19 protein-coding genes and 3 pseudogenes are annotated in these 26,747 nt (G+C 67.7%); 12 read left to right on the forward strand and 10 right to left on the reverse strand.

Features of this window, described 5'->3' with window-relative positions; translation table 11 throughout:
- The first annotated feature begins 103 nt into the window (after positions 1 to 103).
- The 4 genes from ORI94_RS29825 to ORI94_RS29840 all read left to right on the forward strand — a co-directional run bounded on the left by ORI94_RS29825 (position 104) and on the right by ORI94_RS29840 (position 12,981).
- Positions 104 to 658, forward strand: a complete 555-nt coding sequence (locus tag ORI94_RS29825) for an HNH endonuclease (protein WP_266081463.1) — start codon at positions 104 to 106, stop codon at positions 656 to 658.
- A gap of 799 nt (positions 659 to 1,457) precedes the next feature.
- On the forward strand, positions 1,458 to 5,603 hold the full coding sequence (locus ORI94_RS29830) for a LamG-like jellyroll fold domain-containing protein (protein ID WP_266081465.1): 4,146 nt from the start codon (positions 1,458 to 1,460) through the stop codon (positions 5,601 to 5,603).
- A gap of 128 nt (positions 5,604 to 5,731) precedes the next feature.
- Positions 5,732 to 12,631 carry a polymorphic toxin-type HINT domain-containing protein gene (locus ORI94_RS29835; RefSeq protein WP_266081468.1) on the forward strand — a complete coding sequence of 2,300 codons (6,900 nt, stop codon included), beginning with the start codon at positions 5,732 to 5,734 and terminating at the stop codon, positions 12,629 to 12,631.
- Between the two features lie 26 nt (positions 12,632 to 12,657).
- Positions 12,658 to 12,981 (forward strand): hypothetical protein, encoded by a 324-nt coding sequence (locus ORI94_RS29840; protein ID WP_266081470.1) that lies wholly within the window; start codon positions 12,658 to 12,660, stop codon positions 12,979 to 12,981.
- Between the two features lie 98 nt (positions 12,982 to 13,079).
- On the opposite strand, the gene ORI94_RS29845 is transcribed toward ORI94_RS29840, so the two are convergent.
- From ORI94_RS29845 to ORI94_RS29865, 5 genes are all read right to left on the reverse strand, one after another.
- The gene (locus tag ORI94_RS29845) at positions 13,080 to 14,348 is read right to left on the reverse strand and encodes a tyrosine-type recombinase/integrase (protein ID WP_266081472.1); all 1,269 of its coding nucleotides are present in this window, start codon (positions 14,346 to 14,348) and stop codon (positions 13,080 to 13,082) included.
- Entirely contained in the window at positions 14,345 to 14,530 is a 186-nt protein-coding gene (locus ORI94_RS29850; protein ID WP_266081474.1) for a helix-turn-helix domain-containing protein, read from the reverse strand. The genes ORI94_RS29845 and ORI94_RS29850 overlap by 4 nt, the downstream gene beginning before the upstream one ends.
- A complete protein-coding gene (locus tag ORI94_RS29855) occupies positions 14,523 to 15,869 on the reverse strand; it encodes a replication initiator (RefSeq protein ID WP_266081476.1) in 1,347 nt (448 codons plus the stop codon). The genes ORI94_RS29850 and ORI94_RS29855 overlap by 8 nt, the downstream gene beginning before the upstream one ends.
- A 138-nt stretch (positions 15,870 to 16,007) precedes the next feature.
- Entirely contained in the window at positions 16,008 to 17,336 is a 1,329-nt protein-coding gene (locus ORI94_RS29860; RefSeq protein WP_266081479.1) for an FtsK/SpoIIIE domain-containing protein, read from the reverse strand.
- Entirely contained in the window at positions 17,336 to 17,662 is a 327-nt protein-coding gene (locus ORI94_RS29865) for a hypothetical protein (protein WP_266081516.1), read from the reverse strand. The genes ORI94_RS29860 and ORI94_RS29865 overlap by 1 nt, the downstream gene beginning before the upstream one ends.
- 259 nt (positions 17,663 to 17,921) lie before the next feature.
- Here ORI94_RS29865 and ORI94_RS29870 point away from each other — a divergent pair, with 259 nt between their 5' ends.
- Entirely contained in the window at positions 17,922 to 18,767 is an 846-nt protein-coding gene (locus ORI94_RS29870) for a GntR family transcriptional regulator (RefSeq protein ID WP_266081481.1), read from the forward strand.
- Positions 18,768 to 18,837: 70 nt separating this feature from the next.
- Here the strand turns inward: ORI94_RS29870 and ORI94_RS29875 are convergent, their stop codons facing one another.
- Positions 18,838 to 19,560 carry a GntR family transcriptional regulator gene (locus tag ORI94_RS29875; RefSeq protein ID WP_266081483.1) on the reverse strand — a complete coding sequence of 241 codons (723 nt, stop codon included), beginning with the start codon at positions 19,558 to 19,560 and terminating at the stop codon, positions 18,838 to 18,840.
- Between the two features lie 155 nt (positions 19,561 to 19,715).
- On the opposite strand from ORI94_RS29875, the gene ORI94_RS29880 reads away from it, so the two are divergent.
- From ORI94_RS29880 to ORI94_RS29895, 4 genes are all read left to right on the forward strand, one after another.
- Positions 19,716 to 19,913: a hypothetical protein gene (locus tag ORI94_RS29880; protein ID WP_266081485.1), complete on the forward strand. Its 198-nt coding sequence runs from the start codon at positions 19,716 to 19,718 to the stop codon at positions 19,911 to 19,913.
- Complete coding sequence (locus tag ORI94_RS29885) at positions 19,910 to 20,140, forward strand: hypothetical protein (protein WP_266081487.1); 231 nt, start codon at positions 19,910 to 19,912, stop codon at positions 20,138 to 20,140. The genes ORI94_RS29880 and ORI94_RS29885 overlap by 4 nt, the downstream gene beginning before the upstream one ends.
- A gap of 682 nt (positions 20,141 to 20,822) precedes the next feature.
- The gene (locus tag ORI94_RS29890) at positions 20,823 to 21,206 is read left to right on the forward strand and encodes a hypothetical protein (RefSeq protein WP_266081489.1); all 384 of its coding nucleotides are present in this window, start codon (positions 20,823 to 20,825) and stop codon (positions 21,204 to 21,206) included.
- A gap of 6 nt (positions 21,207 to 21,212) precedes the next feature.
- Complete coding sequence (locus ORI94_RS29895) at positions 21,213 to 21,695, forward strand: hypothetical protein (RefSeq protein ID WP_266081491.1); 483 nt, start codon at positions 21,213 to 21,215, stop codon at positions 21,693 to 21,695.
- A 119-nt stretch (positions 21,696 to 21,814) separates the two neighbouring features.
- Here ORI94_RS29895 and ORI94_RS29900 read toward each other — a convergent pair.
- From ORI94_RS29900 to ORI94_RS35395, 4 genes and pseudogenes are all read right to left on the reverse strand, one after another.
- Positions 21,815 to 23,121: pseudogene (locus ORI94_RS29900) on the reverse strand (tyrosine-type recombinase/integrase).
- Positions 23,121 to 23,269, reverse strand: a pseudogene (locus ORI94_RS29905) (helix-turn-helix domain-containing protein). Before ORI94_RS29905 ends, ORI94_RS29900 begins: the two co-directional pseudogenes overlap by 1 nt.
- Before the next feature lie 103 nt (positions 23,270 to 23,372).
- The gene (locus ORI94_RS29910) at positions 23,373 to 24,314 is read right to left on the reverse strand and encodes a hypothetical protein (RefSeq protein ID WP_266081493.1); all 942 of its coding nucleotides are present in this window, start codon (positions 24,312 to 24,314) and stop codon (positions 23,373 to 23,375) included.
- Between the two features lie 57 nt (positions 24,315 to 24,371).
- Positions 24,372 to 24,575, reverse strand: a pseudogene (locus tag ORI94_RS35395) (helix-turn-helix domain-containing protein); the annotation flags it as partial.
- Between the two features lie 109 nt (positions 24,576 to 24,684).
- On the opposite strand from ORI94_RS35395, the gene ORI94_RS29915 reads away from it, so the two are divergent.
- The 3 genes from ORI94_RS29915 (at position 24,685) to ORI94_RS29925 (ending at position 26,571) form a co-directional block, all read left to right on the forward strand.
- Complete coding sequence (locus tag ORI94_RS29915) at positions 24,685 to 25,026, forward strand: hypothetical protein (RefSeq protein ID WP_266081495.1); 342 nt, start codon at positions 24,685 to 24,687, stop codon at positions 25,024 to 25,026.
- Entirely contained in the window at positions 25,019 to 25,306 is a 288-nt protein-coding gene (locus ORI94_RS29920; RefSeq protein ID WP_266081497.1) for a hypothetical protein, read from the forward strand. Before ORI94_RS29915 ends, ORI94_RS29920 begins: the two co-directional genes overlap by 8 nt.
- 1,094 nt (positions 25,307 to 26,400) lie before the next feature.
- On the forward strand, positions 26,401 to 26,571 hold the full coding sequence (locus ORI94_RS29925) for a DUF397 domain-containing protein (protein WP_266081499.1): 171 nt from the start codon (positions 26,401 to 26,403) through the stop codon (positions 26,569 to 26,571).
- The last annotated feature ends 176 nt before the right edge of the window (positions 26,572 to 26,747 follow it).

Consider the following 26,747-nt stretch of genomic DNA (forward strand, 5'->3'; position numbering starts at 1 on the left):
CCCGTTACCGGGACATGGTGGCGCGTCCACCAGGCATGAGGAGAGACTGACTACGGATCGTCCCGGCGCGAGCCACGCGCCGCCGGCGTACAAGGAGGCATCCGTGCCGCACGTCCTGGTTCTCAACGCGTCGTACGAGCCGCTCGGCGTCGTACCGCTCCGCCGCGCGCTCGTCCTCGTCCTCGAGAACAAGGCCGTGTGCCTCGAGGAGTCCGGCGCCTACCTGCACAGCGCGACCGTCACAGTCCCCGCACCCAGCGTGGTCCGGCTCAAGCGATTCGTACGGGTCCCCTACCGGGGGCCCGTTCCCCTCACCCGCCGGGCGCTCTTCGCCCGGGACGGGGGCCGGTGCATGTACTGCGGTGGCGTCGCGACCAGCGTCGACCACGTCATCCCGCGCAGCCGCGGGGGCAAGCACGTCTGGGACAACGTGGTGGCCTCCTGCCGCCGCTGCAACCACGTGAAGGCCGACCGGCACCTGTTCGAGCTGGGCTGGCGGCTGCGCCACAAACCGGCCCCGCCCACCGGCCTGGCCTGGCGCATCATCGGCACCGGCCACCGCGACCCGCGCTGGCTTCCCTACCTCCAGCCCTACGGCGCGGCCGACGCGATGGACCGCATCGACGGCCTGTCCCGCGTGGACGGGATATCCGCCTGAGGGGGCCGGGCCGGGCTTCCGCGTGCGCGGTACGGGGGCCGGTCCCGGCCCTGGTCCCGGTCCCGGTACTGCGGGCGGTGCGGGCCTGGCCGGGCTGCGACGTCTTGGGTGGCCGGTATCCGGCGGGTGGGCCCGGGCGGGCGGAGCTGCTGGAAGACGGAGGCACGACGGGTGCTGTCGGCCTGGACCGGCGGGGTGACCGCCGCATTCGACTACGCGGACATGCGCCACGTGTGGTGGACCGGCTCACGCAGCCGTGCGGGGCGGATGACGCGCCGGCCCGTGTTGACGGCCTGTTCCGCTTGACGGCCTGTTCCGCGTGGAGGACGCCTTTCCCCGGTCGGCCGCAGAGGGCCTTTGCCTGCGTGGTGCCGGGGTGGTTCCGGCACCAGGGGTGAGGGCGGCCGTGGTCAGGCTGTCGGCTGTTCGTCTGGAACGTTCCACCGGAGCGCCATGGAACCGCTTTCCCACCGAAACGCGATCAAGCTTCACAGCGCACCCGTCAAACGTAATGATCATCACGCGTGCTAAGCGGAACTTGCCCTGTCATTGCCCGTTTACTGCCTCTTGACCTGACGCTTCGTAAGGCGATTGGTTACGTCAGGCAACTGTGTAAGCGCTGTGGGCGGGGTGTGTGACGAATATGTGGAGCCGAAGTCGGTTGGCTGCCAGGGCCGTTGGGGTCCTGCTGGGAGTGACGCTGGCCGTCGGGTCGGTTCCTGCGACGGCCATCGCAGCAGTGGCGGGCGTGCCGGCATCGCCGACGAGCGCGGACGGGTCGGCCGACCGTACCGAGGGGATGACGGAAGCGGAAGCGCTTGCCAAGGCCGAGCGGACCGGTGAGCCGGTGGAGATCGCCTCGCTGCGCGGGGAGAGCAGCGAGGTCTTCGCGACTCCGGAGGGGGACCTGCAGGCACGCGAGTATCTGCGCCCGGTCTGGTCGCGGGTCGGGGGAGGGTGGAAGCGTGTCGACACCGACCTGGCGGCCACCGGTGAGGGAACCGTCGCTCCGAAGGTGTCGACGCTGGGCGTGGAGTTCTCCGGCGGCGGCGAGAGCCCGCTGGTGAGCATGCGGCGTGCCGGACGGGAACTGAGCCTGTCGTGGCCCACGCCGCTGCCCGTGCCCGAACTGGCGGGCCCGGTCGCCACCTACCCGTCCGTCCTGCCGGACGTCGACCTGCGGATGACGGCTTCGGCGGACGGGTTCACGCAGTTGCTGGTGGTGAAGACGGCCGAGGCGGCGGCCGGTCCGGAACTGGCCGAGCTGCGGCTGGAGCTGGACACGCGGGGTCTGTCGGTCCAGGAGACGGACGAGGGCGGTCTGGAGGCGCTCGACGAGGGTGCCGAGGGGACCGTGTTCGAGGCGCCGAAGCCGATGATGTGGGACTCCAGCACCGGCGGGCCCCCGGAGGGTGCCGCGGAGGCCCGGACGGCAGCGGCCGCCCCGAAGGCGGCATCCGCCGATGCCGTTGTCGACGAGGAACCGGGTGCGGGGGAGTCGGGCAAGCTGGCCCCGGTCGGGGTGGAGATCTCTGCCGGGCAGGACGAACTGGTCCTGACCCCGGACGCCGACGTCCTCAAGGGCGAGGACACCACCTACCCGGTCTTCATCGACCCGCAGTGGTACACGCCGCGGGCGGCCGCGTGGACGATGGTCTCCAAGTACTGGGCGAACTCGCCGCAGTGGAAGTTCAACGGCGAGTCCGACGCCGGCATGGGCTACTGCAACTGGTCCTACTGCAACCCGCACGACACCAAGCGTCTCCTCTACCGCATCCCCACCTCCAGGTTCGCGGGCAAGACGATCCTGGAAGCCACGTTCGTGGCGCGCAACACCTGGTCGGCTTCCTGTTCGGCCCGCACGGTGGACCTGTACCAGACCAAGAACATCTCCTCGTCGACGACGTGGAACGACCAGTACGACAACGGGTTCTGGACCAAGAAACTGGCGTCGGATTCGTTCGCGCACGGCTACTCGGGCTGCGCCGCCAAGGACGCGGAGTTCAACGTGAAGTCGGCGGTGCAGGCGGCCGCCGACGACAAGGACCCGACGATGACGTTCGGCCTGAAGGCGGCGAGCGAATCGGACGCGTACGGGTGGAAGCGGTTCTCGGACAAGGCATACCTGCGGGTGAGGTACAACCGCCCGCCGGCGCAGATCAAGATGTCGCAGCTCACCATGGAGTACGGCGGCACCTGCAAGAAGCCGTCCGCCGCGGCCCGGGTGCGCACGCTGGGCAAGGTCTACGCCAACAACGTCACCGACCCCGACGGCGACAGCGTCGCGGTGCAGTTCCAGGCCAAGTGGGACGCCGGCGACGGCAAGGGTGTGATCGCCCGCTGGACTCCTGCACGGACCTCCCTCAAGAAGTCCGGCTCCGACTTCTCGGTCAGCCTTCCCTCCTCGGTGACGGAGAACAAGCAGGTCTACTGGTACGCCCGCAGTTACGACGGCGCGCAGTACTCACCGTGGTCGTCCGCCGGAGACCCGACGGCCTGCTACTTCCTCTATGACACCAAGGTCCCCAAGGCGCCCGTCCTCGCATCCGACGAGTACCCGGCCTCGAACCCGGAGGACCCGGACGACCCCTGGTTCGACGGAGTGGGCAGGTACGGCTCGTTCGACCTCAAGGCCGCCGAGTCCGACGTGACCACGTACTGGTTCGGCATCAACGGCGACCCCACCTCCAGGAACACGGTCACCACCTCGGCCGGAGCGGCGAGGACGGTGAGGATGCTTCCCGCGAAGGCTGGGCTGAACTTCCTCACCGCCCAGGCGTTCGACCAGGCGGGCAACGGCAGTGAGATCCGCACCTACCAGTTCCGCGTCAAGGCCGGACAGCCCGAGCGGGCCATGTGGCAGCTCGACGACGCCGCCACCGCTACCTCCGCGAAGGGCACCGCGCCACAGCGCACCGCCGACCTGACAGGCGGTCCGACCCCCGGAGCGGCCGGCGCCAAGGGCACCGCGGTCCGGTTCGACGGCGTCGACGACTACGCGGTCACCGACATCCCCACCGTCGACACCTCCACCGGCTTCTCCGTCTCGGCCTGGGCCAACCTGGCCGAGATGCCCGACCATGCCGCCATCGTCGCCTCCCAACCCGGCAACCACGCGCCCGGCTTCGAGCTGTACTACTCCCACGCCTACGACCGCTGGGCCTTCAACCAGTACACCGCCGACGCCAAGAACGCCGGCATCGCCCGCGCCATGCAGGCGTCCCCGGGTGGCGCGCAGGCGGGGCAGTGGACCCACCTGGTGGGCACCTACAGCGCCACCTACGACGAATTGAAGCTGTACGTGAACGGGCAACTGGCCGGTACGACCACCTACGACTCCCCCTGGGACGCACGCAGGGGCCTGCAGATCGGCGCCGGCCGTTACGACGGCAAGCCGGGCTCGTTCTTCCCCGGCGCCATCGACGAACTGCAGATCTTCGACAAGCCGCTCTCGGCCGGCGAGGTCACCCGACTCAACAACAAGCAGTCCGTCGTCTCCGGACGCGCCGCACGCGCCGTCTTCCCCCTGGACGAGCCCGCCACCGGAGAGGACGGCACGCCCACCACGCAGATCACCGGCACCGCCCAGGTGCCGGCCGCGACCCTCCACGGAGGCGCCACCCCGGGGACGAGCGGAATCGCCGGCACCGCCCTCACTCTGGACGGCACCGACGACTACGCCACCACCGGCCGGCCCCTGCTGAACAACCAGCGCAGCTTCGCCGTCTCCGCCTGGGCGAAACTGCCGAAGACCAAACCCGACCACGCGGCGATCGTCCTCACCCAGACCGGCGAGCACAAACCGGGGCTGGAGCTGTACTACTCCGCCGCCTACGACCGCTGGGCGGTCAACCAGTACTCCGCCGACGCCTCCGACGCCACTCCGGTCCGCGCCATGCAGGCTGAAGGGAAGACCGCCCACGGCGACACCTGGACCCACCTGGCCGGTGTGCACGACACCGTCGCCAACAAGCTCACCCTCTACGTCAACGGCGTCGAAGCCGGGTCCACCACCCTGCAGGCCGACTGGTACGCCGGCGGTGCCGTCCAGATCGGCGCCGGCTCCTACGACGGAAACCTCGGCTCGTTCTTCGACGGCCGGATCGACGACGTCCGCATGTTCGACCGGCCGGTCTCCGCCGAAGAGGTGCAGCAGCTCTTCAAGCAGCGGCCCCTGGTCAAGGGCCGCTGGACCTTCGAGACGGCATCCGGCTCCCCGCTGGTGACACCGGACGCGTCCGCGGCAGGCAACGCCATGACACTCAACGGCGGCGCGACACTCGGCTCCGGCTGGGTCGACGGTGGCGTACAACTGGACGGCGTCAACGACTACGGCGTCACGTCATCCGTACCGGTGGACACCAGTGCCAGCTTCACCGTCACGGCATGGGCACAGGCAGCGGGTACCCCCGAACGGCGTGCGGCTCTGCTCAGCGTGCCCGGCACCACCGCCCAGAGCGCATTCACAGTGCGCTACGAGCCCAGCGCCACGCCGGGTGCAGGCCCTGGCCGCTGGCGGATCGCTATGGCCTCGGCCGACACTGCTGACGCAGCCGTCACTCAGGTCGACAACGGATGGTTCTTCAGCCCCACGGACTGGACCCACCTGGCCCTCGTCTACGACGGCTTCGCCAAACACCTCTCCCTGTACGTGAACGGCGAACTGGAAGAGGTCGCCTGCACGGACGCGGACGGTGACGGTGAGGCGGACGACACCGCCTGCACGGACAAGCTCTCCTGGGCGGACGACGTGCTCGTCTTCAAGTCGGCACAGCCCCTGCACCTCGGCCGGGCCAAGACCGGAGCCGGAATGTGGGGCGACTACTGGCCCGGTGCCGTGTCCGACGTGTGGGCCTTCCAGGGCGCGCTGACGGGCGACCAGGTCAGGGCACTGTCAGTCGGTATGCCTGGCCTTCCGACCGACGTCCCTGGCAGCGGCTCCTGACAGAGGCGGGGCCGACCCCGCCTCACGGTAGGTCCGGCCCCGCCCTCCCCGCTCGACAGGCAACTTCCACCCCACCCCCGTGTCCGCCGGGCAGGCCGGCCCCCAGCGAAGTGAAGGACGAAGACAGGATGAACGGCAGATCCAGCAAGCGGATCCGTGCCCTGCGACGGCGTATCGCACTCACCTCGGCCGCGATCATGGTCGGCTCGCTCTTGCAGGCAGTGACACAGCCCGCCCTCGCCGCGGACCACGACGTGCAGGTCGCTCCGCCCGTATTCGAGAAGCCAGTCCCCACCACGACGGGCAAAGTCAAGCCGCGCACCGTGATGAAGGGTCCGCGTACACCCGCCACTCCACCCGAGGACACGTGGCCGAAGGCGGCGACCACGGTGGTGGACCTGCCTGGTGCCAAGGCCGGTGCCGAAAAGTCCGCCCGCGTCCCAGGCCTGTCCCTGACCCTGGGGGCCGGCGTGAAGTCCGGAACGAAGACTGCCCGCGGCGGTGTCGAGACGCGCGTCCTGAGCCGCAAGGCAGCCCAGCAGGCCGGTGTCGAGGGGGTGCTGTTCACCCTGCGCGGCAGGGACAGCAAGGACGGCAGGACCAAGGCCCAGCCGGGACAGGTCCGCAGCACACTGGACTACTCCTCCTTCGCCGGGGCCTACGGCGGCGGTTACGCCTCCCGGCTGACCCTGGTCGAACTACCGGCCTGCGCGCTCACCACGCCCAGCAAGGAGGCGTGTCGCACGGCCGAGCCGGTCAAGGCGGTCAACGACCCCGAAGAGCAGACACTTACGGCGCAGAGCGTGGCGCTGAGCGCCGACGCTCCCACGGTGCTCGCCGCGGTGGCGGACACCGAAAGCGCGAACGGTGACTACAAGGCGACCTCCCTCTCTCCTTCCGCCACGTGGACCACCAATCTCAACACCGGTGACTTCGGCTGGTCGTACGCCATGCCCGTGCCCGATGTGCCCGGCGGGCTGACCCCCAATGTGGGGCTCTCGTACACATCCGGTGCCGTCGACGGCCGTACCGGCAACACCAACAACCAGGCGTCCTGGGCGGGTGACGGCTTCGACCTGTGGCCCGGCTACATCGAACGCCGGTACAAGGCGTGTGCCGACGACGGTGTGGAGAACTCGGACGGCAACAAGCCGGGTGACCTGTGCTGGGCCTACGACAACGCGTTCATCTCCTTCAACGGCAAGGCCGGGGAACTGGTGCCCGACGGCACCAACTCCTGGAAGCTGAAGAACGACGACGGCACGAAGATCGACCACCTGACCTCCAGCAACCGGGGCAACGGCGACAACAACGGTGAGTACTGGAGAGTGACCGCCCCGGACGGCACCCGCTACTACTTCGGCTACAACCGGCTGCCCGGCTGGGCGGACGGCAAGGAGACCACCGACTCCACCTGGACCGTCCCCGTCTACGGCGACGACTCGGGCGAACCGTGCCACGCCGACACGTTCGCGGGGTCATGGTGCCAGCAGGGCTGGCGCTGGAACCTCGACTACGTCGTCGACACCCACAGCAACGCGGTCACGTACTTCTACGACAAGGAGGACAACCACTACGGCCGCAACCTGGAGGCCGAGGACGGCACCCCCTACGTCCGCGGCGGCACCCTCGACCGCATCCAGTACGGTCTGAAGTCCTCCTCGCTCTACGGCACCAAGCCGCAGGCCAAGGTCACCTTCACCAACAGGGAGCGCTGCATCCGTGACTCCCACACGACCTGTTCCGACATCGACGCTGATGCCCCCTACTGGTACGACACCCCCTGGGACCTGAACTGCGACAGCGCGGAGGAGTGCGACCAGGGACGCCTGTCCCCGGCGTTCTTCACCCGCAAGCGGCTCACGCAGGTGACGACCCAGGTCTACGACGGCAGCGCCTACCAGGACGTCGACTCCTGGAAACTCGCTCACCGCTGGGGCATGGCCGACACCGACTACCAGCTGCTGCTCGACTCCGTCCAGCACACCGGCCACAGCGCCGAGCCGGCCGTCACGCTCCCGAAGACCACCTTCGCCTACACCCAGCTCGCCAACCGCCTCGACAAGACCGGCGACGGCTACGCGCCGTTCATCAAGAGCCGCCTGTCCGCCGTCGCCGACGAGTCCGGTGGCCAGATCGACGTCAACTACTCTGCCGAGTCCTGTTCCTGGGACGACCTGCCGACCCCGCACAGCAACACCACGCGCTGCTTCCCGCAGTACATCGGCGGCAGCGCCGACGACGACCCCGAACGCCAGTGGTTCAACAAGTACGTCGTCAACTCCGTGACCGCGACCGACCGCACCGGCGGAGCCCCCGACCAGGTGACCAGCTACGACTACCTGGACGGCGCCGCCTGGCACTACGACGATGACGACGGCCTGACCAAGGAGAAGTTCAAGACCTGGTCCCAGTGGCGTGGCTACGGCCACGTCCGTGTCCGGACCGGCGGCCAGGGCGGTGCCTCGGCCATGAAGTCCCAGCAGGACACCTATTTCCTGCGCGGTATGGACGGCGACCGCAAGGACACGTCCGGCGGGACCAGGACCGTTGCTGTCACCCTCGGTGAGGGCGAAGGCGACCCGATCACCGACCACGAAGCCGCCACCGGCTTCGCCTACAAGACCGTCAGCTACTCCGGGCCCGGCGGCAAGGTGCTCGGTAAGACGGTCAGCCGGCCGTGGCACCACCAGACGGCGAAAGAAGTCCGCGACTGGGGCACGGTGACCGCCAACTTCACCGGCACCGGCCGCGTACGCACCTGGACCTCCCTCGACGACGGCGCCGGTTCCAGCTGGCGGATCACCATGGTGGACACCGACTACGACACGATCGCTGGACGGGTCACCCAGGTCCACGACCGTGGCGACGTCGGTAAGTCCTCCGACAACACCTGCACACGCACCACCTACGGCACCGTTGCCGTCGACAAGATCCTCACTCTGCCCTCACGCGTCGAGACCGTCGCCAAGGCCTGTGACGCCACACCCGGCCGCCCCGCCGACGTCATCTCCGACGTGCGTTCCGCCTACGACGGCGAGACCTACGGCAGCGCTCCCGTCAAGGGCGACGCCACGGCCACGGCCGTGCTGAAGAAGTACGACGGCACGACGGCCGTCTATCTGGAGTCGGGTTCCACCTACGACGCCTATGGCCGTGTCCTGACCAGCACCGACCTGACAGCCGACGTCAAGGTCACCACAGCCGGGGTCCTCACCCGTACCGCGCGAAGCGACGGACGCGCCACGACCACCGTCCGAACGCCCGCCACCGGCTTCCCCACCACGGTCGAGACCATCACGCCCCCGGCCACCGCGGGGGAGGCGGGCACGGCGCAGACCTCGACCACGACGCACGAACTCCTCCGCGGCCTGCCGCTGACCCAGACCGACACCAACGGCAAGGTCACCAAATTCGCTTACGACGCGCTGGGCCGCTCGACCAAGGTGTGGCTGCCCGACCGGCTCACCGGCCATACCCCCACCTACGAGTTCACCTACACCGTCGCCGAAGACGAACCGGTCGCGGTCGGCGCCAGGACCATCGGCAACAACGGGACGCAAAGCACCTCCTACGCCCTCTACGACGGCTTCCTGCGCCCGCGCCAGACCCAGGAACCGGGCCCGGACAACGGACGTCTCCTCGCCGACACCTTCTACGACGAACGCGGACTGATCAGTTCGGAGTTCGCCCCCTACTACACGGAGGGAGCACCTTCCGCCGACCTGCGCACGCCCGAAGAAGCCCTCAGCGTCGAAACACAGAACCGCTACACACACGACGGGCTGGGTCGTCAGACCGAGTCCAGGCAGATCGCAGGCAACGGCGACGGAGGCACCGTCCTCGGCGCGACGCAGACCATCTACGGCGGCGATCGCACCACGGTCGTCCCGCCCGTCGGCGGCACCGCCACCACCACCCTCAGCGACGCCCGGGGCCGGACCACCGAACTGCGCCAGCACCGGACCCGGAGCGCCACGGCCCCTTACGACACCACCCGTTACGACTACACCCCGCGCGGGGAACTGGCGGAAGTCACCGACCCGGCCGGCAATTCCTGGACCTACGAATACGATCTTCTCGGCCGCCAGACCAAGTCCGTCGACCCCGACAAGGGGACCAGCCTCAGCGCATACGACGACCGAGGCCAGCTCACGACCACCGACGACGCCCGGCCGGACACCCCCGCCCTGTGGCACGGTTACGACAACCTCGGCCGGCAGACGCAGCTGCGCGAAGGCTCCTCCAGCGGCACGCTGCGTGCCAAGTGGGTGTACGACACCCTCAGCGGTGCCAAGGGCCACCTCGCCGAAACCATCCGCTACGACGACGGCAACGCGTACAGCTCCAAGGTCGTCGCATACGACCGCCTCTACCGCCCGCTGCGTACCTCCGTCACCATCCCGTCGTCCGAGGGAGACCTTCGGGGCACCTACCTCAGCGCGACCACGTACAACGCCTCGGGCACGGTGCAGGGCATCGGCTATCCGAAGGCCGGCGCCCTGCCGGCTGCGACCGTGACCTACGGGTACGAAGACAAGACGCTGCGCCCCATCACAATGAGCAGCAGCCAGGGCCTCGTTGCCAAGACCGGTTACAGCCTCACGGGCAAGCCGTCGCAGTACGAACTGTCCAAGAGTGGCAGCAAGGCGATCACGGCGACCAACACCTACGAGTGGGGCACCCAGCGCCTGGCCACCTCCCGGGTGGACCGCCAGGACATCGCCGGTGTCGACCAGCACAACACCTACCGCTACGACCAGGCGGGCAACGTGCTGTCCGTGTCGGACATGTCCCGCTCCGGCACCGACACCCAGTGCTTCACCTACGACGGCTTCCGCCGCCTGACCGAAGCATGGACCCAGAGCACGACCGCCTGCGCCACCGACCCCAGCGGCAGCGTCCTGGGCGGCCCGGCCCCCTACTGGCACTCGTACACCTACGACAAGGCCGGCAACCGCCAGACCGAGACACTCCACGACATCACCGGGAACACCACCGACGACACCGAGCGGACCTACGACTACCCCGGCGCGGGAAACCCTCAGCCGCACACCCTGACCTCGGTCACCACGGCGGGGCCGACCGGGGAGGCGAGGGACACCTACACCTACGACGAGTCCGGCAACACGCTCACGCGTCGGCTGGGTGGTGACACCCAGGAACTCACCTGGGACGCCGAGGGCCACCTCGCCAAGGTCACGGAACCGGTCGAGGGCGGCAGCGACAAGGTCACGGAGTACCTCTACGACACCGAGGGCAACCGCCTCATCGGCCGTACCCCCACCGAGACCACCCTCTACCTCGGCAGCACCGAGATCACTCTGGCCAAGGGCTCCAGCACCCCCGAGGCCACGCGCTACTACACACTCGGCGGCGGCCACCAGGCGGTCCAGGAGAACGACGGCAGCTTCTCCGTCACGCTCGCCGACCACCACGGCACCGCCCAGCTCGCCATCGACACGGCCACCGACAAACTCACCCAGCGCCGCACCCTCCCCTTCGGCGGCACCCGCGGCACCGAACCCACCGACTGGCCGGGCACCAAGGGCTTCGTAGGCGGCACCGACGACACCAAGACCACCGGCCTCACCCACCTCGGCGCCCGCGAATACGACCCGTCAACCGGCCGCTTCATCAGCGTCGACCCCCTCCTGGAAATCGACAAACCCCAAACCCTCAACGGATACACCTACGCGGCACAAAACCCCCTGGCCTTCTCCGATCCCACCGGCCTGGGGCTCGCCTGCGGCGGAGCCGGCGGAGCACAAGAAGGCTGCGGAACAGGAGTGGTTACCCGCGCCGACGGCTCGCTGTCCCACAACGGGCGACCCACGGGCGGTGGCACTATCTACAAGCGCCCGACTGGTCCCACCTTGGCAGGCACGGAGACCTACGGACCGGTGACCGTCAAACCCTATGGCGCGTCGATCACCATCCAAGGTGTTTATATCCCCACGCAGGAAGAACTCGCTGTAACCTTCTCCAGTTATCACGAGAACAGCAGCTACCAGTACAATCTGGAGAACTGGGGAAGAAGTCGGTGTACAGGGTCAGGAAGTGATTTCTGCCATGCGATCGGTAAACTCGGATGGTTCGGTGGCGACCCTGAAATTGACGTTCTTGAAGTCATTGGCGTTCGCTCCTACATCAAATGTTATAAAGGTGAAGGCTGCACCGAAGCTGCCGCAGATGTCGTAATATCTGCTGTCTCCGCTGGAGTCGGCAAGGGGATCAAGGCCCTGGCCAAAGTTATCAAGCAAGGCATGAAGCGCGGAGACAGTATCCCCACCAGTTGCCTGGTCGGGGCCGCCCACAGCTTCACTGCCGGCACCGAAGTCCTCATGGCTGACGGCACCACCAAACCCATAGAGAACGTAAGGATCGGTGACAAGGTCACTGTCACCGATCCTGTAACAGGCGAAACTGCAGTCCGGGAAGTAACCGCGACCATCGTCACCGAGGACGACAAGCACTTCGTCGACCTCGCCATCGCCACAGAGACCGGTACCGCAACGCTCAAGAGCACCACCACGCATCCCTTCTGGTCCGACTCCGAAAAACGCTGGATGCAGGCCGGTCAACTTGAGCTAGGCATGACAATCCGCACCGCCGACGGAAGAGCTGTACCGGTCACGGGGGCTCACGCCACAATCGAACGCCAGCGCACATACGACCTCACGATTCACGACATCCACACGTACTATGTGCTGGCGGGGGCCACGCCGGTCCTGGTTCACAATTCTGGCCCTTGCGATCCGCCTCTGAAGTCGTTGCACCCTGACAGCTCGCTCGATAAGAGTTCGCTGGACTTCTGGGGCAAGCAAGACACGGAAGATATCCTCTTTTCCTTGAGGCCAGGGGCGAAGGAGGCGCTGAGAGTGAAGCCGGACGGGACGATCGCGAATGGAAACACTCGGATCAAGGTCCTGCGGGATCGCGGATACGATGTCGATTCCTTGCCTCGCGAACCCTATGGCAGCAGCCGCCCAATGACGGACGAGGATTTCTGGGACATGGATCAATGAATATTCGAGATCGAGTGCTTGCGGTCATGGAGTCCGAGTCCAAGGAAGTGTTCCTGCTGGCCTTGGGGCACCGGCTGGGGATATCGGCGCGCTTCATTTTCTCGGAGGGAAGTTCGGATGCACTGCAACAAGCCCGAGCTTGCAACGAGATGATGATCGCCATCTGGCTGCAAGTGTGGGCTATGAAGGATGCTGAGGGGGATGGTTACCCGGATTCAGAATTCCTTCCGATCCTGCTGGGAAAGGCTGACGCAGGAAACGCGCGTCCGCATCTTCGTGACGCAATTGAGAGCGCCCTGTTTTCGGTCCACGGTAATGGGGCATCAGGCCAGGGATCTATAAGCCACTAAAGCGTCCCGATAAGAGATCTGAGGGAATCGAGGAGCCCCGTCGGAAAGAAATTCCGGCGGGGCTCCTGTGGCGTTTGACGGCAACGCTGACGGCAACGTCAGCGGACGACTGCTGCGGTGGGTGGGTCGTCGGGGTTGTCGTTGACGGGGCCGAGGGCACCGTTCAGGGTGTCGATGGCTTGGCGTTGGAGACGGAGCCTCACGTGGGCGTAGACGCCGGCGGTGACGCCGATGTGGGCGTGGCCGAGGAGTTCTTTGATCACGATGAGGTCGACTCCCTGTTCCAGGAGCAGGGTGGCGGTCGAGTGTCGGAGGTCGTGGAAGCGGATGGGGCGGAGTCCGGCCCGGTCGAGGAAGGTGCGGAATCGGCGGGTGAGGTTGGCCGGGTCGAGAGGCCGTCCAATCGGCGTGGTGAAGACGAGGCCGCTATCTTGCCAGGCCGCCCCTGCGGTCTCGCGATCCTTGCCCTGCTGCTCCTTGTGTTCCATGAGGTAATGGATGCATTCGGTCGGGAGCGCGATACGGCGCTCGGACGCCCGGGTCTTGGTGGGCAGATGCGTGAGGCCGCCGGTGCGTGTGCGCTGGAGTGAGCGCCGGATGCTGGCTGTTCCGGTGGTGAGGTCGAGATCCTCCCAGTGGAGGCCGAGGAGTTCGCCCTTGCGGAGTCCGGTTCGTAGTGCGAGTTCGTACAGCGCGTGGAGCCGGTCGGCGCGGGCCGCGTTGAGGAACTGACGGGCCTCTGCCGCGGTGAGTGGACGGAAGCGCCTGGGCTGGCGCGTGGTGGTCTTGACGTTGCGGGCGACGTTCCGGGGGAGCTCGTCTTCGCGGACGGCGTGTTCCAGCGCCGACTTGAGCACCGAGTGCACGTAGGTCACGGTCAAAGCGGACAGCCGCTTCTGGCAGCACTCGCCGACCGCGCAGCACTCCTTCCGTTCGGTGTCCAGCCCCTGCGCGCAGCACCGGCAGGTGGTGCGGAGCCGGTCGAGGAAAGTGCGTACGTCCTTGGCAGTGAGCCGGGCGATTTTCTTGGTGCCGAGGCCGGGGATGAGGTGGAGGCGGACGCAGGCGGCGTAGCGGGTGTGGGTGTTCTCCCGAAGCCGGTGGATGGCGACGCTGCCGAGCCAGTAGGTGAGGTAGTCGCCGAGGGCGCTGTCGGCGGTGGCGACGGGCAGTCCGCGGTTGCTGTCGGCGATCTTTTCGGCGAGTTTGTCGGCGGCTTCCCTCCGCGTGGTGCCATAGACGCGGATGCGTTTGCGGGTGCCGTCGGCGGCGAGGACGTAGCCGGCGGCTTCCCAGCGGCTGTCCTTGCGCTGGTAGATGGTGCCTTCGCCGTTGGCGCGGGCCTTCTTGCGCTTGGGGGCGGTCATCGGGCGGCCTCTTCCAGGTGGCGTTGGACGTAGTCAGCGAGGGCGTGGGCGGGGATGCGGCGGGCGCGGCCGATGGTCAGGGAGGCCAGGCGGCGGGTGCGCAGGAGGCTGTAGAGGGCGGAGCGGCCGATCTTGAGGCGGGCCATGGCCTCGGGGACGGTGAGGAGTTCGTCGTCACGCACCGGCCGTCACCGCCCGTTCGCGCGTCGGGCTGCCGTGGATGAGTGCTGCGAGGCGTTCGAGGTCGGGCGTGAGGCCGGTGCCGTCGTAGGCCCAGTGGGCGAGGACGAGGGTGGTCGGGGAGGGCGGAGGGGTGTGGCGGCGGTGCCAGGCGGCTCGGGCGGTCCGGAGGACGCCGAGGGTGGTGGAGTAGGCGCGGGTCTTGGTGGAGAAGTGGCCGCGGAAGCCGAGCATGTGGGCCCACTTGCGCAGGTTCAGGTGCTTGAGGTCGTCGCGGGCGCCGAGAGCCCAGGCAGTGCGGATCATCCGGGCGGCGTGCTCAGGCACGGACTCGAACCAGAGGTCGGTGATCTTCCTCAGGCGGTGGTCGAGGGTGCCGGTCGCGGCCTCGGTGCCCTTGGTGGCGTACTTGGCTACGTATCCGGCAACCTTGCCCTCGGTGATCGTGGTCCCGCCCTGGAAGGCGGAGGACCGGATGACCCTGGTGTCGATCTGCTCGCCGAAGGCGAAGGAGCGGGCCCGGCCGTTGACCTCGGGCCCGTCGATGTGGGCGCGGGTGGCCGCGATCCGGATGGCGTCGGCCAGGAGTTCGGGGGTGGCCCATGCGGGTGGTGGGGTGTAGGGGCCTGCGGGGCCGTCGAGACGGATCACGGCGTGGAAGTGGATCAAGCCGCGCTGCTGGTACTCGGCGACCTTGGCGTACGAGACCCGGACGACCTTGGAGAGCAGTCGTTGCGGGACACCTGCAACGGCGGCGATGGTGCGGCGCAGGTGGAGCATGAAGCGGGCCCACAGGGCCGGGGCGTGGGCGTTCCACAGCACGGCGCCGGTGTAGTCGTACCGCTCGGGGTCGAGCGGGGCGCCGAGGAGCGGGTCGCCCTTGGCGTGAGTGCGTCCGCAACGGCAGCGGGCGGAGCCGCCCACGCGTCGCCCGTGGACAGGGCCGTATGAGGGTGCGGTGAAGCTGGTGAAGACACGGGGGTGGGTGGCGACCTGGTCGGGGATGTTCTTGCCACCGCGCAGGCCGGCGGCGATGAGCTGGTAGGTGTCCTGGCGGTAGAGCTCGGCGCAGGAGGGGCAGCGGGTGGTGCGGCGGTTGCCGCAGCGGACCAGGAGGTGTCCGGCGGGAAGTTCCTTGGACTTCAGTTCGCGCAGGATCTCGCCGGTGAAGGCGTCGATCTCGGTGCGCTGGCCTTCGAGCCGGATCGGCTGGGCGCACCCGCCGAGCGAGGACAGTTGCCGTACCAGGCCGAGCAGGTCCCGGTACCCGGTGAACGTGGGCAGCGCGGCCGTGGCGCGTTCGGGGCGGGGGATTGTGGCGGTGGGGTCGTGCGGTGGCATCCTGGCGGGACCTCTCTGCACTGCGGCACACACGTGTGCCGTGGACGGGTAAGGGAGGGAAGCCCCGGCAAGGGCGAGGGTTTGGCGACTACACGCCCTTGCCGGGGATCACTGCGAAGCGGGACCGGGAGGCGGCGGTCACGCGGCCTTGTCCAGGTCGAGGCGGTCGGGCAGGTCGCGGATCTTGAGCCCTTCTGTGCACATGAGGTCGTTGATCTGCCAGCAGGCTTCGGTGGGCAGGTAGACCGAGCGCAGCCGGACGGGGGTGTGCATGTCGCCGACGGAGGCGATGGACACGCCCTGGGGCATGGTGCGGTCGGCGGCGGTGATGTCCAGGTCCCGGCCGTCGGGGAAGAGGTGCAGGAAGTCCTCGACGGTGTCGACGCGGTGGCAGATCCGGGCGGACAGGTTGGTGCGTACGGCGGTGGTGAGCACGTCGGCGGAGGGCTTCTGGGTGAGCAGCCACAGCCGTATGCCGAACTTGGCGCCCTGGCTGGCGATGGCCAGCAGCTCGGCCTCGAAGCGTTCGCGGGCCTTGCGGTCCGGGTGGCGGGTGTAGTTCGCCACCTCGTCGATCACCACGAGCAGCAGGGGCAGTTCGGGGCTGAACTCGGTGATGCGGTCGGTACGGCCGGACCAGAACAGCCGTTCCCGGCGCTGCATCTCCTCGCGCACCCAGCGCAGGATCTCGGTCGGCTCGTCGGGGTGGATGGCGTCGGAGACCTTGTAGGCGGTACGCCACCAGGGCGCGACCGCGCCGAGGTTGGGGTCGATCACGATCAGCCGCACGTCCCGCATGAGGGAGGCGTAGGCGAGCAGGGTGTTGACGGTGATCGATTTTCCGGAGCGGGTGAGGCCGGCGATGAGGGCGTGGGCGGAGTAGGCGAGGTTGAGCACGATGGGGGTGCCGTCTTCGTCCCAGCCGAGCAGTACGTCGTCGGTGGAGACGAACTGCCCCGGTCGGCAGACGGGGGAGCCGTCGGGGCCGAGGAGTGGTGAGCGGATCACCGCCTCCAGCGGTTCCCGCCGGAAGCCGCGCGCGACGATCACTCCGGGTTTGGGCTGGCTGATACGGATGCGGCGCATGCCCCAGGCGTCGCACAGGCCCTCGCCGGCGTCCTGCCAGGCGCTGAGCCCTACCTGCGGCAGCGCGTCGGCGGTGACGGTGACGCCGAAGGCGTCGGCACGGGTGCGCAGGTGCGGCACCAGCACGCGCGGCTTGGCAAGTGGCTCCTGTGGGCCGTACTGCTGGAGCACGGTCGGGGTGGCGTCCTTGACCGCGAGGTCGAGCATCGGGGCGAGCCGCTTCCAGCCCCACCGCATCCGACGCGCCTGCCGCAGGCTGACCCGAGTTTCGGCATCGGCCCGGTACCAGCGGGCGAAGCAGAACCCGGCCCAGCCCAGCAGCCCGAGCCCGCCGAGTACGACCACCGCCAGAAGCGCGAGCCCAAGGCGGTTGTCGGGCATCAGGCGCCTGCCTTGACGGTGATGGCGTCGGCGCGCAGGGAGATGCCGTGGCGGTCCTTGCCGTTGATCTCGTTCTCCCAGGCCGAGGCGACCAGGCCGGTGAAGACGACGGGCAGGCCGACCTTCAGGCCCTTGCCCAGGCCCGGCTCCGGGACCTTGACGGTGATCACTTCGGCGCGGCCGTTGAAGGCGAACATCACGTCCACCAGGTGCAGGTGGGCGCCGGTGGCCCGGTCGATCGCGGGCTGCTGGCCGTCGCGGTCCTTGAAGTGCGGGCGGGACTCGGAGGCCAGGATCACCAGGGCCGGAGTCTGGTCGATGGGCATGGTCTTCACGGCAAACCTCCAGGTAGAGGGGTGCGAGTCACCCGTGTGGGTGATCGCGTGCCGCAACCCTACATTCATTCCATCCAAAGTCCATCCCTATTAAGTTCCATCCGTTCGTGGGGTGGTCCATCCATACGGCGGCTACCCTGACCCCGTGAGGCCGCTGAACTGGTGAAACGCGACAGGCAGCGAGCGGCCCGCGGTGGGTGGAATCGGACTGGGACCGGGGATGGACATGGCTGCTGCTGACGAAGCGCGCTTGACGTTCGAGCGCATCGCGGACGACCTGCGGCAGCAGATCCGGGACGGCGAACTGCGACCCGGCCAGCTCCTGCCGACCCAGAGCCAGCTCATGCAGACCTACAAGGCATCGAGCCTGACCGTGCAGAAGGCGATCCGGCTGCTTAGGAACGAGGGCTGGGTCATCGCCCGCCAGGGGCGCGGCACGTTCGTCACGCGCTCGGCCGACTTCGAGGACGCCTTCGAGAAGGTCGCCGGCGATCTCACCCAGCAGATCTACTCCGGCACTCTGGCGCCCGGCGCCAGGCTCCCGGCCCGCGAGGTCCTGGCGGAGCACTACGCGGTGCCACTCAACGTGGTCACCAACGCCATCGCCCTGCTTGCCGGTAACTTCCTCCTGCGCTACCCCGGCGAACTGCCCGGCGACGAGGTCTACGTACGCGACTGGGACGACCACGGCTTCGCCACCCAGCTCACCCACGGCCGCCTGGTCCACAAGATCAGAGACGGATCACTCGTCAGGGGCGCCACGGTCACCGTGGACGAGGTGGTCGACACGATCGGCGGCGACCCGGAATCCGCAGACCAGGCCCTGACCTTCCTCACCCTGGAGGGCAGGATGAAGAAGGCCCACCAGCGCAATGGCTCGATGGCGTACGTCGTCGTGGGGGGCGAGTTCGGCACCGAGGTACCGGTAGCGGTGCAGCCGGTAGCCGAGTCGGACGAACCGTCGGCTGCCCCGCCGAAGGAGTTCCCGGCGGCGGCCGGAGTAGCGGATCTCGCCTACAAGCTGGAACGCGCCCTGGAGCGGATCGAGGAGCTGGAGGAGCGCGTCGAACGCCTCGAAGGTCGCGACGCCAACTGAGGCAGGCACGTGAACGACAGCGTCCCCGAAGGCCGCAGGCTGGCTTCCGGGGACGCTTCGCGTTGACCGGTCAGGGCTGGTACTCGTAGCCGATCGTGAACCGAGGCGGCAGACACCACTCCCCGTACTCGATGATCCCCTCCGCGTCCGACCAGCGGTGGGCGCCGGCCAGGATCGGGGAGCCGACCGGCAGCCCCAGTGCGCTCGCCTCTCGGGCGTCGGCGGGGCGGGCGTGCATGTCGTCGCGGGCGTGGGTGATCGTGCGTCCGGTGGCTTCCAGAACCCGGGCGGACAGTCCGTGATTGCGGCCCGGCGCGGTGTTCAGTAGGTCCGGCACGAGGGCTGCGAACGGGGCCGGGTACCAGGTCACCGCGAACACGGTCCGGGTCTTGCCCCGTCCGGCCAGCCACTCGCGCCGCACCACTTGGTCCCCGGATTCCAGGTCGAAGATCTCCGCCACATACAGCGGCGGGATGATCAGCTCGGCCGCCGTCACCCGGCTCGTCTCGCCCTCGGCCAGGAACGACTTCACCCGCTGGACCCGGGCCAGCCGGTCCCGCGCCGACAGCGTCCAGCGAGGGTCATCGGCGACGTAGGTGCCCCGGGGGGTGGTGCGGATGAAGTTCTCCACCTGGAGAGCCTGCAAGGCGCGGGAGACGGTGGCGGCCGCGGCCTGCCACTGCCCGGCGATCTCCCGGTTCGTCGGCAGCTTGGCGCCGGGCTCAAGCTCTCCCGACAGGATGCGCTCCCGGAAGTGATCCGCGATCTTCGTGAACGTCTTGGGACTGGGCATAAGGCGTGCCCCTCCGTTGAGTTGACGTACTGTCAGTGAGGGCACACTAGTGCACTACGAACCGTAGCGGGAGTGCTTCGGCCACTCAAATACTGAACTAGAGCACCGACCTGTCAAGAGGTCAGCCATGTGACGTTCGAGAGGTGGCGATGTGCATGACGGAGCCGACCAGGTACTCGACCCCGCCGGTCGAACTTCCCTTGCGCCTGGAGCTGGAGCCGGTACCCATCGAGGGCTGTGCGGGGTGCGCGGAGCTGGCCAACGTACGAGACCGGGCCCGCACGGTCGGCGACATGACCACCGTCAGCGACTGCAACGTCTACATGCGACGCCACCCGGAGGGCCACCAGTGAGCACCCGCGCGGTATACCGGCACATCGTTCACACCATCCGCCACGCGCCCGAAGGCGGCATCACCTACGAGGTGTTCTGCGTCACCGCTGGATGCGGAGCCGAATCCGGCGCCCATGACGAGCAGGAAGCGGCGCAGGACTGGGCACTCCGTCACACCGGACGCACCGGCCACGACCTGTTCAGACGCGTCTTCACCGACCACGCCAAGGTCACCGGAGCCGAGTAGAACCACCACCGCAAACCGGAACAGCACCCACACGCCGCAGGCCATCGCCCCAGGCCAGCAGCCCAGCCGGACGCTCGGCCACCGACCACGGCGTACCGCCGAAGCAGGGTGCGTCCAAACTTTCTCTACGTCTTCAAGGCGACCCGCTGACGCGGGTCGCGCGCGGCGCGGTCGCCCACCCGGCCCGCTCTCGGCTCCGCCACCGCGGGCCGGCCAGCGACCAGGCCGCGCAGAGACAGCACAGCGGACGACCGGAAGCGCAGGGGGAGCCGGACGCGCCCGCACAGCGAACGCCAGGCCGACGGCGAGGCGACGGCGGGGAGTTGGTCGGGCCGTAGGCCCGGGGGTGGGGCCGGTCGGTTCCGTGGGCTTTACCCACCTCCCCGGGCCGGGGCCCGCGTCGGGCAAGGCCAGGGGGCCACTCGTTCAAATTCCGGGCAGGATCACAACCTGCCCGAGTTGCCGGGCCAGCGTACGGCCCCCTGACCATGCCCGACCCCAACCCGGGCAGGACATCGGCCAAAGCCCACTCCACCGCCCTCACGCGCGCAGCCGTCTGACGGCAACACTGACGGCAACAGGGGCGAACAGCACGGCACTTCCACGCACCCCCGCGGACTGGCTGAATTCCGCTGACCTGCGAAAACGCAGATGACAGCACCTCAGCACGCACACGTACTATGTGCTGGCAGGGGCAACGCCGGTCCTCGTTCACAACAGCAATGGCAACTGTGGCGTCACAGATCTCGCAGCCAAGATTGATGTTGAGAACATTTCGATGACCAAGACCGTCGAAAATCACACCTGGGACATTGCTGGTACTCGGGATGTCGATGCCCCTAACTTCGGTAAGGCTGCGCGCCCTTACATGAACGGCAACAACGGGCAGCTCCTTCGGGGGATCATGGAAGGATCCGCGCCCAGGATGGATTCCCGTGGCGCTCCTGGGGTTGTCGAGTGGAGAACACCCGGAGCGATGAACGGAAGCAGCGGGACCTGGGAGCTCAACATCGACGCAAATTCCAACAGAATCGTTCACTTCCTCTTCAAGAGCAAAAAAGGCTAGCCCGAAATGAAATTCTCCATCCAAGACGGATCTCCTCTTGAGGGTGTTCTCACCTATGACGAGTCCGAGTACGGATTCTCCTTCAGTGCGCAGAGCGGGGAGTCGTTGAGTGAGAGGCTCGGCTCGGCGGGGGTTGCGAGTGTGCTGATCGGCACGCTCCAACTTGAGGTCGATATTGAGTCCCGGGAAGTCTTGTTCGCTTGGGGATACTTCCCGAACATTCGGGGTGTGGTGGCCGAGTTGACTGCTCCACAGTTCAATCCCGGGCGGGTATTCATCTCGTCGGACCACTCTTTCGAGCCCGGGGTTTCTTTCGAGGTCCCTGGAGACAGGTGGCGGGTTTCGTATGACCCTTCCTCCGGATGGGTCGCCATTCGTCTGAACGACACCTCTGGCGCGAAATTCGCCCAAATCGCTAGCGGAACTCTCTTGGGATTCGACAACGGTGACCTGATTTCGGTCTGGCTCAAGCCTATCTTTGCAGAGTGACAGGCGATGAGGCGGACGGGTAAGTAGAAGATCCGTTAGCGGCAGCAAAAATGAAGCCCCGTCAGGTGCGTCCTGGCGGGGCTTTCTGCACGGGGTGACGGCAGTAGTTGACGGCAACGTCAGTGGACGGTGGATCCGCACAGCAGCGGGTCGTCGCCGTCGTCGCGGGTCGACTCGTCGTTCGCAGGGCCGTCAAGGGCGGCGGTGAGGGCGTCGATGGCGTGGCGCTGGAGGCGGAGCCGGACGTGGGCGTAGACGCTGGCGGTGACGCCAATGTGGGCGTGGCCGAGGAGTTCCTTGATCACGACGAGTTCGACGCCCTGTTCCAAGAGCAGGGTGGCAGTCAAGTGGCGGAGGTCGTGGAATCGGATGCGGCCAAGGCCGGCCCTGCGGAGGAGCGTGGTGAAGGTCCGCGTTAGGTTGGTCGGGTCGATCGCTCTTCCCTGCGGCGTGGTGAACACGTACCCGTTGTGCTGCCACTCGATGCCTGCCGTGTGCCGTTCACGCTGCTGCTCCTCGTGGTGGTGCTTGAGCGACTGGAGACAGCGGGCGGGAAGGACGATGCGGCGCTCGGAGGCCCGGGTCTTGGTGGGCAACGTGGTGAGTCCGCCCGTGTTCGTGCGCTGCAAGGTGCGGCGGATGGCAGCGGTGCCCCGGTCGAGGTTGAGGTCTTCCCAGCGGAGACCGAGGAGTTCGCCCTTGCGGAGCCCGGTGTGGAGAGCGAGTTCGAACAGGGCGTGCAGCCGGTGTTCGTTCGCGGCGGCGAGGAGTTGGCGGGCTTCTTCAGCGGTGAGGGATTCGAAGCGTCGGGGCCGAGGCGTGCCGGTGCGGACGTTGCGGGCAACGTTGCGCGGGATCGCCTCCTCGCGCACGGCGTGTTCCAGGGCGGGCTTGAGGACGGAGTGGATGTAGGTCAGCGTCAGCGTGAGAGGCGCTTGGAGCAGCATGTTCCGGTGGCGCAGCAACGGGGTTGATCACGGCTTGCGTCGATGCTGCGGGCACAGCACTGGCAAGTGGTGCGGAGTTGGTTGAGCCAGGTGCGGACGTCCTTGGCGGTGAGCTTGGCGAGCTTCTTCTTACCCAAGCCGGGGATGAGGTAGTTGTTCACGCAGGCGGTGTAGCGGGTGTGGGTGTTCTCGCGAAGGTGGTGGACGGCAACGGCCTCCAGCCAGTACGTCAGGTAAGCGCCGAAGCTGCCCTGCGCGGAGGGCGCGGGGACGCCCCGATTGCTGTTGGCGATCTTCTCGGTGAGCTTGACCAGCGCGTCTTTGCGGGTGGTGCCGTAGACGCGGACACGGCGGCGGGTGTTGCCAGGAGCCAGGACGTACCCGGCTGCTTCCCAGCGTCCGTCCTTGCGCTGATAGACGGTTCCGTCGCCATTGGCGCGGCTGCGGCGGGAGGCGGGGATGTCGCGCGGTGTAGCCATCAGGCGGCTTCCTGTTCGAGGCGGGTGCGGATGAAGTCAGTGAGGGCGTGGGCGGGGATGCGGCGGGCGCCCCGAGGGTGATCGAGGCGAGCTGGCCGGAACGGAGCAGGTCGTAGACGGCGGAGCGTCCGAGCTGGAGACGGGCCATCACCTGGGGCACCGTGAGCAGATCCAGCGCCGAGGCTTGTTACCGGATGCCTCGGCGCCAGCCAGTGTGCGGTCTCTTCCGTGCCGTGGTGCACCAAGGGTGGTCAGGACACCAGCAGCTCGGCGACTTCGGGTACGTCTCGAAAGGCTCGCAGACGGTCCAGCACGATCCGCGTGCGCTCTGCCGTGCGTTCGCTGCCGCTCTGTCCAAGAGCGAGCATGCGACTCGTCGTCGCGGCGGCGGCCTCGGGCTCGTTGGCGTCGGCGTAGGCCACGGCCAGCCATGAAAGGTACAAAGCCAACTCCCGGGAGTGGCTGGCGTCGTAGCGTTCGAGCACGTCCGTCAGCAGCGGCACGGCGCGCAGGGGGCGTCTCAGCTCGGTGTAGACGCGGGCCTCCATGACCTGCAATTCCCCGGCGTCCATCCAGTACAGGTACGACGGCGATTCGGTGCCGGCCGAGTCCTCAGCCAGGGCCTCGGCCGCTTCTCCCAGTGCGGCCATCGCCGGGCGGTCCTGCCCGGCACGGGTATGCGCCCAAGCCACCCGGTCCAGGTACAGCGCACGAGCCTTTGGCGGGGCGTCCAGACCGGCGTCCTCCAGTGCGGCGCGGGCCAGCCCGACCGCGTCGGCAGTCCGCCCGGTATTGCTCCACTGGTAGGCCAGCGAGCCCGCGACGTTCCCGGACAGTACGCCGTCCCCGGCGGCCCGTGCGGCGCTCATGCCGAGCCGGTAGATACGCTCCGCCTCGGCATGATCTCCAGCGTCGGAAGCGACCCACCCGGCGATCTGTGCCAACTCGCCAATAGTCCGCAGCAGTTCGCGGCCGACCTCATCGGTATGCACTCCCTCGCGGTAGAGCTTCACCGCCGCCCGCAGCTCGCGCAGGGCGGGTCCGATCAGATCCTTGCCGTACACCACGTCGTCGGCCAGCCGCAGGCCGTGAACCCGCTGGGCCAGGTCGGCCACCTGCCCGGATCCGATCCGGCGGCCCGAACGGGCGCTCAGTGAGGACAACGGGTCGCCCTCGGGCAGGAAGTCGGCCACGGACCGTACGTGCGCAGCGGACTCGACAGGCGCAACAGCCTTCGCCGCTTCCAACATCTCGCGCGGGACCTGAAGCACCCGCGCGAGGAACGGCAGCCACTCGCGCGGGGACCGCTTCCCAATCTCCCAGCGGGACACGTCATTTCGTGTCGGAGGAACACGCCCAGGAGCAGCCTCAGCCAGCGCCTCGGCGAGCCGCCCCTGACTCCACCCACGCGCCAGACGCAGCCGCCTGACCAGTTCCCCGATCGTCTCCCGCACCCAACCAGCTTGGCAGACAGAAAGGCAGACAGGCTGGCTACTCCCAAAGGCTCACACCAGCGAGACCGTGATCAATAGCCACGAGTCGAGCCAAGGAGAGGGAATCAGGATGGTCGAGCGAACGACACAAGAGTCCGGAGGACTCACGGCGCAGGGGCCGCGGCTGCTGCCGTGGACCACCGAGGGCGGTCACCCCTGTTACCTGAGCACCGACGGCCAGGGCTACCTCGCCAACCTCGCCGACAACATCGAAGCCATACAGCTGGGCATGGGCGAGGACCTGCTGGGATACGCCCGAGACACCATGGCCCCTGACGCGAAGACTTTGTCGGCGACCGAATACCGCTGGCTGGCCCGCCGGCTGACCGAAGCCCTCTCCGACGCGCTCAGGGTCGCCGACTCGCGCGGTCAGCGCCTCACCGACCCGGAAGAGGTGACCGAGGATGCCTGACTCCGCGAACACCGGCGCACAATCCCGCAGCGCCACACGAGGCCGCTACCGCTTCCGCGAATACCACGTGACCACCGTCCCCGACCCCCTGGCACTGCCGGCCTTCACGGCGCTCTGCGTCACCGGCGAGGAACGCAACTGCGGTGCCACATCCGGCACCCTGCACACCCCGGACGAGCTGACGCGCTGGATCGCCGAACACTGCGCCCAGACCGGCCACCAGCACTACGAGCAGACCGTCCGCGCCATACTCCGCGCCGAGCCCCGCGCGTGGCAGTAAAGTCCCCCTGCGCCGACACCCCGCCAGCGGCAGCACCGCCGTGCGCCCCGCGCTCCTGACGGCAGTAGCGACGGCAACACCCCCGGATTCCTCCGCACAACCACGGACGCCAGCGGAACCCGAAACCGGCGCTGATCTGCGAATACGCAGATAGAGAGGGGTCGCATAGCACACGTACTATGTGCTGGCGGGCAGGACTCCAGTACTGGTTCACAACAGCAACTGCGACTTCAAGATTGGTGTTGCGGACGAGAAGTACGACAAGCATGTCCTGGGTCTCGATGATTCCGGAAACCCCACCCGTAGGCCTGATATGCCGGAATATGACACGGATGATGGGTTTGAAAGGTACGTCGCGGACGCGCAGGCGCTGATGTGTCCCGGTAGCTGCCCTGCCGCCGCTCGTGAAGCTGTTAGAAGTGATGGCGCCATCATTCGAATGGATTCCCAGGGAAGAATAGGAATGAGGAACGGAAATACCATCACTACCTATTTCCGGCCAGATGATCCGCTCGCGTACTTTCAGCGGGAGGCGGCCCGATGACTCACGGTACTGAGAACTTCCGCGACGCGTTCTCTAGCTTTGTCAGAGAGTCTGGTCGGTGGCGTGACGTCGAACCGGAGGCGCTCCTGTCTCGCTGGAGGACGTTCGTCGAAGAGTGCGAACAGGGCTATCGGGGTGACGCCGAAGACTACTTCAATGATCTGACATCGAGGGATTCTCTGGCGAGGGCCATGGATTCTGCGGAACTGCAAAGCTTTCCCGAGCTTGTGCCACTTCGCGCAGAAGTGGAAGCGGTAGACTCAAGATTCCGTGCACTCCTAATTCTGGATGCGTTTCCAAGGATCCCTGAGGAATCCTGGTGGGCGCGCGGCGTGGTGAAATTTGCGCGTAGGCGCTTGGTGGAGGACTTGAGGCGCGAATATCGCCTTGAGACGGAGCTATTCGAATAGTCGTTGAAGGTTCGCGCAAGTAAAGCGAAGCCCCGTCAGGTGTGTCCTGACGGGGCTTCTGCGCGGTCTGACGGCAGTAGTTGACGCTGACGTTGAAAGGACGGGGTGACAGCGGGCGTTGGTGGTGCTACATCCTCATTATGAGGTACGCGGATGGCGGCGGTCTGACCGCTGCGGGGCGGGCGAAGCGTGAAGCGGTGCGCTTCGAGGCCCCCCACGCCGTGGCCGTGCGGGACTCCAAGGACCCCGACGGTCCGATACTGTGCCTCGCCGCGGCGACCTGGGCGGAATTCACCGCGTCGCTGGGCTGACTGCAGCAGCGGTCTTGGCCTGCGTCAAGCACGACGGCACGGCGGCCACGCCCCGGTCCCTGGCGGACCTCCGTTCCCCGGTGCCGGGGTATGGCCGTCGTGCCGGCCTTCAGGTGTACCGCAGTTGGGACGGGGCGGCCGAGCGGCTCAGCAGGGGGAGTGCTGTTGCCGAGGCC

It is taken from the genome of Streptomyces sp. NEAU-W12 (genome assembly GCF_026242095.1).
GTDB lineage: Bacteria > Actinomycetota > Actinomycetes > Streptomycetales > Streptomycetaceae > Streptomyces.

Excerpts from the sequence above, each read along its gene's own strand:
- ORI94_RS29830 (WP_266081465.1), top strand. The coding sequence starts at position 1,458 with ATGACGGAAGCGGAAGCGCTTGCCAAGGCCGAGCGGACCGGTGAGCCG.
- ORI94_RS29835 (WP_266081468.1), top strand. The coding sequence starts at position 5,732 with ATGAACGGCAGATCCAGCAAGCGGATCCGTGCCCTGCGACGGCGTATC.
- ORI94_RS29840 (WP_266081470.1), top strand. The coding sequence starts at position 12,658 with ATGGAGTCCGAGTCCAAGGAAGTGTTCCTGCTGGCCTTGGGGCACCGG.
- ORI94_RS29845 (WP_266081472.1), bottom strand. The coding sequence starts at position 14,348 with ATGACCGCCCCCAAGCGCAAGAAGGCCCGCGCCAACGGCGAAGGCACC.
- ORI94_RS29855 (WP_266081476.1), bottom strand. The coding sequence starts at position 15,869 with ATGCCACCGCACGACCCCACCGCCACAATCCCCCGCCCCGAACGCGCC.
- ORI94_RS29860 (WP_266081479.1), bottom strand. The coding sequence starts at position 17,336 with ATGCCCGACAACCGCCTTGGGCTCGCGCTTCTGGCGGTGGTCGTACTC.
- ORI94_RS29865 (WP_266081516.1), bottom strand. The coding sequence starts at position 17,662 with ATGCCCATCGACCAGACTCCGGCCCTGGTGATCCTGGCCTCCGAGTCC.
- ORI94_RS29875 (WP_266081483.1), bottom strand. The coding sequence starts at position 19,560 with ATGCCCAGTCCCAAGACGTTCACGAAGATCGCGGATCACTTCCGGGAG.
- ORI94_RS29880 (WP_266081485.1), top strand. The coding sequence starts at position 19,716 with ATGACGGAGCCGACCAGGTACTCGACCCCGCCGGTCGAACTTCCCTTG.
- ORI94_RS29895 (WP_266081491.1), top strand. The coding sequence starts at position 21,213 with ATGAAATTCTCCATCCAAGACGGATCTCCTCTTGAGGGTGTTCTCACC.
- ORI94_RS29915 (WP_266081495.1), top strand. The coding sequence starts at position 24,685 with ATGGTCGAGCGAACGACACAAGAGTCCGGAGGACTCACGGCGCAGGGG.
- ORI94_RS29920 (WP_266081497.1), top strand. The coding sequence starts at position 25,019 with ATGCCTGACTCCGCGAACACCGGCGCACAATCCCGCAGCGCCACACGA.
- ORI94_RS29925 (WP_266081499.1), top strand. The coding sequence starts at position 26,401 with ATGAGGTACGCGGATGGCGGCGGTCTGACCGCTGCGGGGCGGGCGAAG.